Source organism: Streptomyces sp. NPDC087300 (assembly GCF_044744425.1).
Classification (GTDB): domain Bacteria; phylum Actinomycetota; class Actinomycetes; order Streptomycetales; family Streptomycetaceae; genus Streptomyces.
The window spans coordinates 28,735-41,231 of sequence record NZ_JBIUYI010000019.1 but is presented as its reverse complement, the minus strand read 5'-3'; the positions used below and the strand labels follow the sequence as shown (position 1 = coordinate 41,231).

The following is a 12,497-nucleotide window of genomic DNA, read 5'->3' as shown; positions in this document are numbered from 1 at the left end:
CATCGTCTCGCACCATCGGGTTGGAGCAGTTGTCGGCGTTCGGGGTCAGGAGATCCTCCGAGATGGTGTCCGGGTGTCGGCAGTTGGAATGAGCGGTCCCCGCTTGCGGGACTAAGCTGCGGAAGGACAGGGAGGGGACCGACCCCTTTACTGCCTGACCGCTCTGAGGAGCGATTAACGATGTTCGAGAGGTTCACCGACCGCGCGCGGCGGGTTGTCGTCCTGGCTCAGGAAGAAGCCCGGATGCTCAACCACAACTACATCGGCACCGAGCACATCCTCCTGGGCTTGATCCACGAGGGCGAGGGTGTCGCCGCTAAGGCCCTGGAGAGCCTCGGGATTTCGCTCGAGGCGGTCCGCCAGCAGGTGGAGGAGATCATCGGGCAGGGCCAGCAGGCTCCGTCCGGCCACATCCCCTTCACCCCCCGTGCCAAGAAGGTCCTGGAGCTCTCGCTCCGCGAGGCCCTTCAGCTGGGCCACAACTACATCGGCACGGAGCACATCCTGCTCGGCCTGATCCGCGAGGGCGAGGGCGTCGCCGCCCAGGTCCTGGTCAAGCTGGGCGCCGATCTCAACCGGGTGCGGCAGCAGGTCATCCAGCTGCTCTCCGGTTACCAGGGCAAGGAGACCGCCACCGCCGGCGGTCCTGCGGAGGGCACGCCCTCCACGTCCCTGGTCCTCGACCAGTTCGGCAGGAACCTCACCCAGGCGGCCCGCGAATCCAAGCTCGACCCGGTCATCGGGCGCGAGAAGGAGATCGAGCGGGTCATGCAGGTGCTGTCCCGCCGTACGAAGAACAACCCGGTCCTGATCGGTGAGCCCGGCGTCGGCAAGACCGCCGTCGTCGAGGGCCTCGCCCAGGCCATCGTCAAGGGCGAGGTGCCCGAGACCCTCAAGGACAAGCACCTCTACACCCTCGACCTGGGTGCCCTGGTGGCCGGTTCGCGCTACCGCGGTGACTTCGAGGAGCGCCTGAAGAAGGTCCTCAAGGAGATCCGCACCCGCGGCGACATCATCCTGTTCATCGACGAGCTGCACACGCTCGTGGGTGCGGGTGCCGCCGAGGGCGCGATCGACGCGGCTTCCATCCTGAAGCCGATGCTGGCCCGCGGTGAGCTCCAGACCATCGGTGCCACCACGCTCGACGAGTACCGCAAGCACCTGGAGAAGGACGCCGCGCTGGAGCGCCGCTTCCAGCCCATCCAGGTCGCGGAGCCGTCGCTGCCGCACACCATCGAGATCCTCAAGGGCCTCCGCGACCGGTACGAGGCGCACCACCGCGTCTCGATCACGGACGAGGCCCTCGTCCAGGCCGCGACCCTGGCCGACCGGTACATCTCGGACCGCTTCCTGCCGGACAAGGCGATCGACCTGATCGACGAGGCCGGTTCCCGGATGCGCATCCGCCGGATGACCGCGCCGCCGGACCTCCGCGAGTTCGACGAGAAGATCGCGGGCGTGCGTCGCGACAAGGAGTCGGCGATCGACTCCCAGGACTTCGAGAAGGCGGCCTCTCTCCGCGACAAGGAGAAGCAGCTGCTCGCCGCGAAGGCCAAGCGCGAGAAGGAGTGGAAGGCCGGCGACATGGACGTCGTCGCCGAGGTCGACGGCGAGCTGATCGCCGAGGTCCTCGCGACCGCCACCGGCATCCCGGTCTTCAAGCTGACGGAGGAGGAGTCCTCCCGTCTGCTGCGCATGGAGGACGAGCTCCACAAGCGCGTCATCGGCCAGAAGGACGCCGTCAAGGCGCTCTCGAAGGCGATCCGGCGTACGCGTGCGGGTCTGAAGGACCCGAAGCGTCCCGGCGGTTCGTTCATCTTCGCGGGCCCGTCCGGTGTCGGTAAGACCGAGCTGTCCAAGGCGCTCGCCGAATTCCTCTTCGGTGACGAGGACGCGCTGATCTCCCTCGACATGTCGGAGTTCAGCGAGAAGCACACGGTTTCGCGTCTCTTCGGTTCGCCCCCCGGATACGTGGGCTACGAAGAGGGCGGCCAGCTGACCGAGAAGGTCCGTCGCAAGCCGTTCTCCGTCGTTCTCTTCGACGAGGTCGAAAAGGCCCACCCGGACATCTTCAACTCGCTCCTGCAGATCCTGGAGGACGGTCGTCTGACCGACTCCCAGGGCCGCGTCGTGGACTTCAAGAACACGGTCATCATCATGACGACCAACCTTGGAACCCGTGACATCTCGAAGGGCTTCAACCTGGGCTTCGCGGCTCAGGGCGACACGAAGTCCAACTACGAGCGGATGAAGAACAAGGTCAGCGACGAGCTGAAGCAGCACTTCCGCCCGGAGTTCCTGAACCGCGTCGACGACGTCGTCGTCTTCCCGCAGCTCAGCCAGGACGACATCCTCCAGATCGTCGACCTGATGATCACCAAGGTGGACGAGCGCCTCAAGGACCGGGACATGGGCATCGAGCTCTCCCAGCCCGCGAAGGAGCTGCTCGCGAAGAAGGGTTACGACCCGGTGCTCGGCGCGCGTCCGCTGCGGCGCACGATCCAGCGCGAGGTCGAGGACACCCTCTCCGAGAAGATCCTCTTCGGTGAGCTCCGCCCCGGCCACATCGTGGTCGTCGACGTGGAGGGCGAGGGCGAGACCGCCACGTTCACCTTCCGCGGCGAGGAGAAGGCGGCGCTGCCGGACGTCCCGCCGATCGAGTCGGCCGCCGGTGGCGGTGCGGGCCCGAACCTGAGCAAGGAGGCGTGACGCTCGCACTGAGCTGACCGCTTGAAGGGGCTGCCCCGGACCGTTTCGTACGGTTCCGGGGCAGCCCCTTTTCCGTGCGGTCAATTGCCGTGCGACGGGCGGACGGTGAGGCGAACGTGCGGCGGTACCTGCCGCGCTTCGGCCTCGCTCACGGGTGAGTACAGCCAGACGTCGGTCAGGCTCGGGAAGGCCGAGAGCCAGGCGAGCCCTTCGACGGGGTGGGGTGCGTCCAGCGTGAGGTGGGTGAGCTGTTCGGGCACGATGAGTTCGGTGAGGTCCTCGACGAAAGCGCGTCAGGAAGTGCAGCGCCGACGAGCTGCCGACCGAGGCGGCCACCAGGGAAATCAGGTGGGTGAGCTAGGAAGGAGGGCGGGGGCTCTTCCTCGTGACGGCTCTGTCGGACGTGTGCGGGGTGACGCCCGCGAGTGCGGGCAAAGGCGTGTGGTTTCAGCTCAATCGATAGTGGGGCCGTAGACGTCTACGGCGATGTGGGGAGGCAGCCTGTCCAGGCCTACCGCCACGGCGGGAACCGCCAGCTCCGTCAGGCTCGGGTGGTCGGCCAGGGCGGAGACGTCGATGGGGGTGTCCCGGTCCGGGCTGCTCTCGGGATGGTTGTGCAGGAACAGGCGCTTGAGTCCCGGTGCGACCGTGCAGAGGCGGGAGGCCATGTCTGCCCGGGAGGCGTCGGGAGCGACCTGCAGGTAGACCAGACCGGGCAGGGTCAGCCCCGGCGGGATGGTCATGAGGGAGCGCGACGGCAGGTGTAGACCAGTGAGCCCCGGCAGGGCCGCGAACACCTCCCAGTCCCTCGCGTCCAGCGGATCGTCGACGCTGAAGGTCACCCGCGCCAGCTTCGGCCATTGGATCGCGCGCGGCAGGTCGGTCAGAGCGGCGCGGGAGTCCACCAGGCCGAGGAACGTCAGGGGAGCCTCGGCGGGGAACGGCGCCAGGCTCCACGGCTCCTGTGCGCCGACGACGCTGAGTCCGTCCAGGCGGCCCAGGGCAGCCAGCGCCTCGGCCGTCAGGAGGCCCGGCGGGAACCTGTTGAGCAGCAGGAAGGTGGGTTCGCAGGCCGCTATGAAGCGGGCAGCGACGTCGGGGCTGACCCCCGGTCTGATGTCGAGCCTCTCCGGGTACAGACCAAGGCGTTCGAGCTCGGTCACCTGTTCGTCGGTGCGGAGCGTGAAGTGGATGTCGTGACCGTCGAGCCGGGCGATGACCTGCTCCGCGTACGGACGGCAGGCGTGGCGGTGCCACCCCCACATCAGCTGGCTGCGGACGCCAATCCCCTCGTGCCGGGTGAACCGGGCGAGGAAGGGGATCGTGGCGTCCGAGTCCACGTGCGTCGCGGTGACGGCCACCTGCTGGGCCTCGTCGTCGGAGAGTCCGTCGGGCCCCGGCAGCAGGTCGAGCACCATGGCCCCGACCTTCGCAAGGGCCCGCGCGTCCTCCGCGTTCCGTGGCGGAATCAGCGCCGCCGTGCGCCGCTCCACCTCCTCCCGCACCCTGGGCGCCAGCTCAGCCGCGTGCTCCAGGCAGGCCGCCGCGAGGAGGTGGATCCGCTTGCGAGCCCCCTCGTCCGGGTGGCGGTCCCCATGGGCGAGCAGGTCGCCGAGGATCTCCGCCCGTTCACGTGGCCGCGCCTGCGCCACCGCCATGCGGATGACGTCCTCCCACTGGTCGTCCGCCGCGTGCCGGGCGAGTACGCCGAAGTCGCCCTCGTCGACCGCCGCCCGCGCGCCCAGGAAGTCCTGGAAGGTGCGGTGGACGAAGTCGACGGTGCCGGGCCCGGGCTCGCGCAACAGCCCGCTGCGGTGCAAGAAGTGGGCGTAGACGGCCCGCGCGTCGCCGAGCGGGGCCAGCTCCGGCACCGCGGGCAGCGCGTCCGCGATGATGGACTCCGCCCGCGAACGGTCCATCACCGTACGGCCGTTGCGGATCAGCCAGTACGCGAGCCGCTGCAGGAGCTGGAGCTGCGGCTCCTCCCGCAACTCGGGCACGTTCATGTGGCGCTCGCGGTCACGGCGGACCAGAAGCATGGAGAGGGCCGCCGTGTAGAGGTCCTTGCGGCCCAGCGGCAGGAAGCCCCGCCGGTCCCGGTGGAGGGCGCAGATCAGGCCGCACATCAGGGGGTTGGTGGCGAGGCGGCCCAGATCCGGCTTCGACCGCACCGCTTCCAACAGCTGACCCTCGTACGCGACGAGTTCGGCGTCTTCCTCCGGGACCCCCGTGGCCGCGGCGGTGTGCCAGCGCTCGATGAACGCCGCCACCTCCACCTTCCCCATCGGGGAGAGCGTCAGCTCGGTGAAGCCCTCCTCGGTGAGCCAGTCCTCGCGTACGGCCGACGGGCGGGAGGTCACGAGCCAGCGGTTGCCGGGAAAGGCGTCGATCAGGTCGCTCAGCCAGGCCCTGGTCCGGTCGCGCTCGGCGTCCGGGATCTCGTCGATGCCGTCGATCAGGACGAGGGCGCGGCCTGCGGTGAGGACGCGCGCCTCCCACCCGTGCGGCTGCGTGCCCGCGAGCGGGCAGCCCACCGAGGCGAGGAAGCCAGGGGGAGCGGGCAGCCGTTCGCCGTGGCGGGTGAGGGTGCGCAGGGGGAGTACGTAGGGGACGCGGTCGTCCAGGTACGCCATGGTGGGGTGGGGCCCTGAGTGGTCCGGTCCTGCCGCGTCCCTGCGGGTCGCGCTCACTGCCAGCCACTGCACGAGCGTGGTCTTGCCCGAGCCCGCCTCGCCCCGCAGGAGGACCCTGTCGTGGGCGGCGAGGGCTTGGTCGGCGGGGAGCGGGGGCGTGTGTTCGACGACCGCCACGTCCTCCGCGTGGTGCTCGGCCCCCGACGGGTAGTGGACCGTCTCCACGAGTCCGGGCGGCTCCGCCTCCAGCGACATGTACGCCGCGTCCAGCGGCCACTTCGCCGGGGAGCCCGACAGATCGATGCCGAAGATCGTCAGCTTGGCGTGCTTCTTCGCGACGTACGCGAGGTAGCGCCGCTCGAAGGCGAGGTCCAGCGCCCCGGCGACCGGCCTGCGAGCGATCAGCTCGTCGACCTTCGCGATCAGCTCGTCCTGGCCCCGGCTCTGCGCGACCAGCGTCGCCGCGACGAACGTGGAGCGCTGCGTGAAGAACTGCAGGATGTGCAGGCACGCCCACTCGGTGACCGAGTCGAGGTAGAGGGCGGCGTCCTGGGACAGCCCGGCGGCGAGGAGCGGCCCGCTGCGCGCCGCGCCGCGCGCGAGCTCGCGGGCCAGCTCCCGGTGGCCGAGGCGGACGGCCTGGACGTCGTCCATGTCGAGGTCCCCGAGCGCGAGCAGCACCCGGGTCAGGGCGTCGGTGACGGCAAGCGCCTCGTCCGGCGGGAAGGTGCGCTCGCCGGGAGCGGCCAGGGACGCCGCCACCAGCCGCTCCGCTAGGCGCCGGACGTCCCGCCTGCCCAGCGTGCGCTGCTCGCCCTTGAACGACACCAGGGAGGACAGCCGTACCGGCTTCGCCACCAGGCCCGCGCCCGGTCCCTCCCGTACGAACAGCCTCTTGACCAGTGGGGCGACGGCACTCGATGCCAGGCGGGTGCCTATGAGCGCGGGATCCATGGGCGTGAGCGTAGTGGGGGTCACATTCGCGGCGAGGTGGATCTCGGAGGCCGGTGACATGGCGCACAGGCGTTTCGTCCCGTACTAGGCGGAATAGTGGATGCGGCGGGAGCGCGGGGCGGGACCTTCGGCCCGCGACCTCCGGGACCTTGGACGCGTTCCGCTGCGGCGGGTGCGGCCCTGGTGGGGGTGCGGGTCGGGAGGGGCTCCGATGTGCGGCTAAACCTGCGGGAGGCGAGGAAACCCCGTTACCGGACTGTGGGGTAATTGTCTGGATTTGATGGTGTCAAGCGGACTAAATCCTTGCCTCTCGCTACGGCTTTGCGTAGTAGATGGGCGTTTTGGGCGGTGGTGAGGGTGGGGGTTACCAAGGGATGACCGACCCGGCGAAGCGCGGTCGGCGGGTGATCCACCCGCCCCGCCTGCCGGGTTCGCTCATGCCCCCCTCGGTCGTCGCGTCAGGCGCCACCGCAGCCGTCAACGCAGTCGTCATCGCAGTCGTCACACCCCGGAGGACATCCCCATGTCGCAGCGCACCACCTCCCACCATCCCCGCCCGTCCATGCTCCGTACGCGGGCGGCCGTCGTCGCCGCGGGCATCGGAGCGTCGGCGGTGCTCGGGGCCGGGGTCTCGGTCGCCGCCGACGCCAAGGGCGGCGCGCTGCCCGGCGTCGCCGTGGGCTCCCTCCAGGAGCAGGCCGCCGCCCAGGCCAAGGCCGCGGGCAAGGCGCAGCAGGCCGAGGCGAAGAAGGCCGCCGACGCCAAGCGCGCCGCGGCCGCGTGGATCGACCCGGTCAAGAACTACACGCTCTCCGCGAGCTTCGGCCTCGGCGGCAGCATGTGGTCCCACAAGCACTCCGGCCAGGACTTCGCCGTGCCGATCGGCACCCCGGTCGCGTCCGTGCACGGCGGCACCGTCGTGAAGGCGGGCCCCAACGGCGCCGGCGACGGCCCCGCGTACGGCAACGCCGTCGTGGTGAAGCACGGCGACGGCACGTACTCCCAGTACGCGCACCTCTCGCAGGTCGACGTCCGGGTCGGCCAGGCGGTCGGCACCGGCCAGCGCATCGCCCTCTCGGGCAACACCGGGAACTCCAGTGGCCCGCACCTGCACTTCGAGATCCGCACGACCCCGAACTACGGCTCGGCCGTCGACCCCGTCGCCTTCCTGCGCTCGGCGGGCGTGACGGTCTGACCGGTCCGGTCCGGACCGGCGCCGCGGGCTCAGCCGCTCGTGTGTGCCCGCGTCACCAGATCGATGGCGACCTCCAGGATGGCCTCGCGCTTCTCCTGGGGGTCGCCTTCCGCGTCCTTGAGCACGAACATCCCGGCGTGCATGGTGAACAGCGCGCTGAAGCACCGCACCTGGTCGGCCATCGGGGCGGCCGGGTCCTTGAGGATCTCGTGCAGCCCGAGCATCCGGTCCTTGAAGCTCTCGCCGGACTTCAGGTCGCGCATCGTCGCCTGGTTCTCCTGCATGAAGCGGAAGAGCGGCGCCGCGTTGACCAGGATGCCGCTGTAGCGGGTCAGCACTTCCTTCTTGGTTTCCAGGGAGACCGGCTGCGGCTGTGCGCGCCCCCATTCGATCAGCTCGTCGATCGGCCCCGTGAGGTCGTCGAAGATGCTGGTCAGGATGTCTTCCTTGGTCTTGAAGTGGTAGTACAGCGCCGCCTTGGTGACCTCCAGCTTCTCGGAGATCTCGCGCAGTGACGTCTTCTCGTACCCCTGCTCGGCGAAGAGTGCGAGGGCCACTTCCTGGATGCGCTGGCGGGTGTCGCCGCGCCGCTGCTGCTTGCCTGTGCCCATCGGGTTGCTCCTCGACTCCACTTGCTCATGCATGTCCGTACGTGTCCTGACGTGCCCGTAAGCAAACTTACTTGACGCCCGGCTAGTTACGGGTCTACCTTCCCTCAGTGTAGTCAACTTGCCGGGCGGCAAGTAAGTAGTGGTACGGCGACAACCGGGGAGTGGAGATCATGACGGGGACACCCAAAGCGTCACTGGAGAAAGCGGAAGCAGGAGCGGCGGCGGCCGCGGGGGAGAGCGGGCCGCAGCCGCGCAGCGTGCGCGTCGTCCTGATGGCGCTGATGATCACGATGCTGCTCGCGATGCTCGACAACATGATCGTGAGCCCTGCGATGCCGACGATCGTCGGCGACCTCGGCGGCATGGCGCACCTGTCGTGGGTGGTCACCGCCTACACGCTGGCGACCGCGGCGTCGACGCCGATCTGGGGCAAGCTCGGCGACATGTACGGGCGCAAGGGCGCCTTCCTCACCTCCATCGTGATCTTCCTGGCCGGTTCCGCACTCAGCGGCATGGCACAGGACATGACCCAGCTCATCGGCTTCCGCGCGGTCCAGGGACTCGGCGCGGGCGGCCTGATGGTCGGCGTCATGGCGATCATCGGTGACCTGGTGCCGCCGCGGGACCGCGGCAAGTACATGGGCATGATGACCGGCGTCATGGCGGTCGCGATGATCGGCGGCCCGCTGGTCGGCGGCACCATCACCGATCACCTCGGCTGGCGCTGGGCCTTCTACATCAACCTGCCGCTCGGCGCCGTCGCGCTCGCCATGGTGACCGCCGTCCTGCACCTGCCGAAGAAGAAGGCAGAGGGGCGCATCGACTACCTGGGCGCCGCCCTGCTGACCGTCGGCATCAGCGCGCTCGTGCTCGTCACCACCTGGGGCGGCTCCGAGTACGCCTGGGGCTCGGCCGTGATCATGGAGCTCATCGGCATCGGCGTCGCCGCGCTCATCGGCTTCCTCTTCGTACAGAAGAAGGCCGCCGAGCCGATCATGCCGCTGCACATCTTCCGCAGCCGCAACTTCTCGCTGATGTCCGTGATCGGCTTCATCACCGGCTTCGTGATGTTCGGCGCGATGCTCTTCCTGCCGCTCTACCAGCAGTCGGTGCAGGGCGCCTCGGCCACCAACTCCGGGCTGCTGCTGCTGCCGATGCTGCTCTCGATGATGGCCGTCTCGATGGTCGCGGGCCGGGTCACCACGTCCACCGGCAAGTACAAGATCTTCCCGATCATCGGCACGGTACTGATGGTCGTCGGGTTCTTCCTGCTCTCGCAGATGGACACCGAGACCACGCGGTTCACCTCGGGCCTCTACATGGCCGTGCTCGGCGCCGGCATGGGCTTCCTGATGCAGATCACCATGCTGGTCGCGCAGAACAGCGTCGAGATGAAGGACATGGGCGTCGCGTCCTCCTCGGCCACCCTCTTCCGTACGCTCGGCTCCTCCTTCGGCGTCGCGATCATGGGCGCGCTCTTCAACAACCGCGTCCAGGACGTGATGGCCGAGCGGGCCGGATCGGCCGGCAGCGACGCCACCCAGGCGACCGCGCAGCCGACCGCTGACAAGCTCGCGCAGCTGCCCGAGATGGTCAGGGACGCCTACCAGCACGCGGTGTCGGCCGGTACGCACGCGGCCTTCCTGCTGGGCGCCGCGCTCGGCGTCGCCGCGCTGATCGCCGCCTTCTTCGTGAAGGAGACGCCGCTGCGGGGCTCGGGCCCCGCGGACAAGAAGCCCGCAGGGGACGCGGACGGGGACTCCGCGCAGGTGGTCAGGGAGCCGGTTGCAGAGGCCGTCTGACCCGTAGGACCGCCCTCCCCGGCGGTTGGACGGCCCCCGGTGCCCCTGGCGCCGGGGGCCGTCGTGCGTCCGCGCCCCGGCCTGTGTCCCGGCCCGTGCCCCGCGCACCGGGGGCCGTTGTCAGTGGCGCGTGCCAGCATCGGAGGCGTGGAGAAACTGCGGCAGATGCGCCGCGCCAAGGACGCCATGGACCGTGACTGGGCCGACCCGCACCTCGACCTGGACGCGGTGGCGGCGCACGCCGGTTACTCCCGCTTTCACTTCATCCGCGCGTTCAAGGAGGTGTACGCGGAGACGCCGGGGCAGTATCTGTCGCGCCGCAGGATCGAGCGCGCCCAGGACATGCTGCGCGCGGCGGACCTGTCCGTGACGGAGATCTGCATGCTCGTCGGCTTCAGCAGCGTCGGCACGTTCTCGTCGACGTTCAAGCGCCAGACCGGACTCTCCCCGAGCGAGTACCGGAGCCGGCACGTGGGCCGCGGAGCCGCGCTCATCCCGGGGTGTTACGCGATGCTGTGGGCCGGAGGCTTCCCCGCCAGAGGCCCGGGGGCGGGCGCGGGCGCACCGGCGGGGAGCCCGGACGAGCCCCGCAATTCTGGAGAAGCGGACGGAGAATCAGGCTGCCTACGGTGATTCGGCAGCGCGGATTTCCGCCGCGCGCCACCCTCGGAAAGCTGGGAGCACGTCATGATCAAGGGACTCGCCATCTCCACCGTCTGGGTCCTCGACCAGGACCGGGCCAAGGAGTTCTACACGGAGAAGCTCGGCCTTGAGGTCCGTACGGACATGACGATGGGCGACGGCGGCATGCGCTGGCTCACGGTCGGCGCCAAGGACCAGCCCGACGTCGAGCTCACCCTGATGGTGCCGGGCGCGCCCGCCATGGACCCCGAGTCGGCCGAGGCCATGAAGAAGCTGGTCGCCAAGGGCATCCTCGGCGCGGGCGTCCTGGTCACCGACGACGTCCACGGGGACTACGAGAAGCTGTCGGCGCGCGGCGTCGAGTTCCTCCAGGAGCCGCAGGAGCGTCCGTACGGCACCGAGGCGCTCTTCCGCGACGACTCGGGGAACTGGTTCTCGTTCACCCAGCGCCGCGAGGGCGGGCTCGACCTCGACAAGGACTGGTCCTGCTAGCGGGCGTCCCGCCGGACGGCCCGGCTCACAGGTTCTCCGGCAGTTTCAGCATCGGGAAGCTGCCCGTGTTCGTCGGCGCGTGCTCCGGCAGCCACAGGACGGCGACAGCGCCCTCGGCGGGCTCGTCGGGGGAGACGCCGGCGGGCCGCACGTTGCGGAACGTCAGCCGCGCGCCGAGCACCCGCGCCTGACCCGCCGCGATCGTCAGACCCAGTCCATGGCCGTGCCCCGCGCGGTCCGTGCTGCCGGTGCGGAAGCGGCTCGGGCCCTCGTCCAGGAGCGCCTCGGGAAAGCCGGGCCCGTGGTCGCGTACGCGGACCACCCGGCCCTCGACGCTGACCTCGATGGGCGGCTTGCCGTGCTTGGCGGCGTTGGCGACGAGGTTGCCGAGGATGCGCTCCAGGCGGCGCGGGTCGGTGGTGACCTCCGACTCGTGCACGACGGTGACGGACACCTCGGTGTTCAGGGCCGCCATGCGCCGCGAGACGAACTCGCCGAGCGTGATGTCCTGCAGTTCGGCCCGTTCGGCGGCCGAGTCCAGGCGGGCCACCTCAAGGACGTCCTCGACGAGGGTGCGCATGGCCTGCGCGCGGTCCTTGACCAGCTCGCTGGGCCGGCCGGGCGGGAGCAGTTCGGCCGCCGTGAGCAGGCCGGTCACCGGCGTACGCAGCTCGTGCGCGATGTCCGCGGTGACCCGGCGCTCGGCCTCCAGGCGCTGCTTGAGCGCGTCGGCCATCGCGTCCACGGCGGACGCCAGGTCGTCGGTCTCGTCCTTGACGACACCACCGATGGAGTCGCGCACGCTGACGTCCGTCTGGCCCTGGGCGACCTCGCTCGCCGCCGTGGCCGCCTTGCGCAGCCGCCGCGAGAGCTGCCCGCCGATCAGCACGCCGAGCGCGCAGCCGCCGAAGACGACCGCGATCGACCCGATGACCAGGGCCTGGTCGAGGTCCTTCATGACGGTGGCGCTGCGGTCGGTGAAGCGGGAGTGCAGCGAAAGGACGTGCCCGTCGGCCAGCGGCACGGCCGCCCAGATGTCGGGCGTGCCGTCGGGCTTCTCCTCGACGAAGGTGGCGCGCCGCCCCTTGAGCACCTTCTGGCGCAGCTCCTGCGGCAGCTCGGGGTCGTCGACCTTCGTGCCGAACTGGAGCGTCTGGCGCTGGGAGGCGGAGTAGAGGCGCAGTGCGAACTGGATGCGCTCGTCCTGCACGTCGCGCGCGTTGTCGAGCATCGAGACGCGCGCCGCGTTGTGCACGACCAGGCTCAGCGCCACCGCGACCAGGGCGCCGACCAGCGCGATCGCCGCGCTGATCTTCCAGCGCACGCCGGTGCGCAGACCGGTCCTGAACATCTCGCGGACCCGCTCGGCCGCCCGGTGGCCCCCGTTCATATGCGCCCCCCGAGTCCCCCGAGCCGTCCGCGGCCCCCGCATTGCCGCAGCACTCCGTCCGTCACGCGT

The 12,497-nt window shown here is 70.0% G+C and carries 9 protein-coding genes; 5 read left to right on the top strand and 4 right to left on the bottom strand.

All coding sequences use genetic code 11. From position 1 onward, the window contains the following. Positions 1-180: 180 nt before the first annotated feature. The gene (locus ACIO9J_RS42070) at positions 181-2,709 is read left to right on the top strand and encodes an ATP-dependent Clp protease ATP-binding subunit (RefSeq protein ID WP_402010872.1); all 2,529 of its coding nucleotides are present in this window, start codon (positions 181-183) and stop codon (positions 2,707-2,709) included. Positions 2,710-2,789: 80 nt separating this feature from the next. Here ACIO9J_RS42070 and ACIO9J_RS42065 read toward each other — a convergent pair whose 3' ends face one another. Both ACIO9J_RS42065 and ACIO9J_RS42060 read right to left on the bottom strand, forming a co-directional pair. After that, positions 2,790-2,969: a hypothetical protein gene (locus ACIO9J_RS42065; RefSeq protein ID WP_402010870.1), complete on the bottom strand. Its 180-nt coding sequence runs from the start codon at positions 2,967-2,969 to the stop codon at positions 2,790-2,792. A 192-nt stretch (positions 2,970-3,161) separates the two neighbouring features. Beyond that, a complete protein-coding gene (locus ACIO9J_RS42060; protein ID WP_402010868.1) occupies positions 3,162-6,296 on the bottom strand; it encodes an NACHT domain-containing protein in 3,135 nt (1,044 codons plus the stop codon). 523 nt (positions 6,297-6,819) lie between these two features. Between ACIO9J_RS42060 and ACIO9J_RS42055 the strand changes: the two genes are divergently transcribed. Beyond that, positions 6,820-7,491 (top strand): M23 family metallopeptidase, encoded by a 672-nt coding sequence (locus ACIO9J_RS42055; RefSeq protein ID WP_402010866.1) that lies wholly within the window; start codon positions 6,820-6,822, stop codon positions 7,489-7,491. Between the two features lie 29 nt (positions 7,492-7,520). Here ACIO9J_RS42055 and ACIO9J_RS42050 read toward each other — a convergent pair whose 3' ends face one another. Continuing rightward, entirely contained in the window at positions 7,521-8,102 is a 582-nt protein-coding gene (locus tag ACIO9J_RS42050) for a TetR/AcrR family transcriptional regulator (protein ID WP_402010864.1), read from the bottom strand. A 170-nt stretch (positions 8,103-8,272) separates the two neighbouring features. On the opposite strand from ACIO9J_RS42050, the gene ACIO9J_RS42045 reads away from it, so the two are divergent. From ACIO9J_RS42045 to ACIO9J_RS42035, 3 genes are all read left to right on the top strand, one after another. Then, on the top strand, positions 8,273-9,904 hold the full coding sequence (locus ACIO9J_RS42045) for an MDR family MFS transporter (protein ID WP_402010862.1): 1,632 nt from the start codon (positions 8,273-8,275) through the stop codon (positions 9,902-9,904). A 156-nt stretch (positions 9,905-10,060) separates the two neighbouring features. Next, entirely contained in the window at positions 10,061-10,537 is a 477-nt protein-coding gene (locus tag ACIO9J_RS42040) for a helix-turn-helix transcriptional regulator (RefSeq protein WP_402010945.1), read from the top strand. A 54-nt stretch (positions 10,538-10,591) separates the two neighbouring features. Continuing rightward, positions 10,592-11,038, top strand: coding sequence for a VOC family protein (locus ACIO9J_RS42035; protein ID WP_402010860.1), 447 nt, complete (start codon positions 10,592-10,594; stop codon positions 11,036-11,038). Between the two features lie 25 nt (positions 11,039-11,063). Here ACIO9J_RS42035 and cseC read toward each other — a convergent pair whose 3' ends face one another. Continuing rightward, entirely contained in the window at positions 11,064-12,470 is a 1,407-nt protein-coding gene (gene cseC, locus ACIO9J_RS42030) for a two-component system sensor histidine kinase CseC (protein ID WP_402010858.1), read from the bottom strand. Positions 12,471-12,497: the final 27 nt, after the last annotated feature.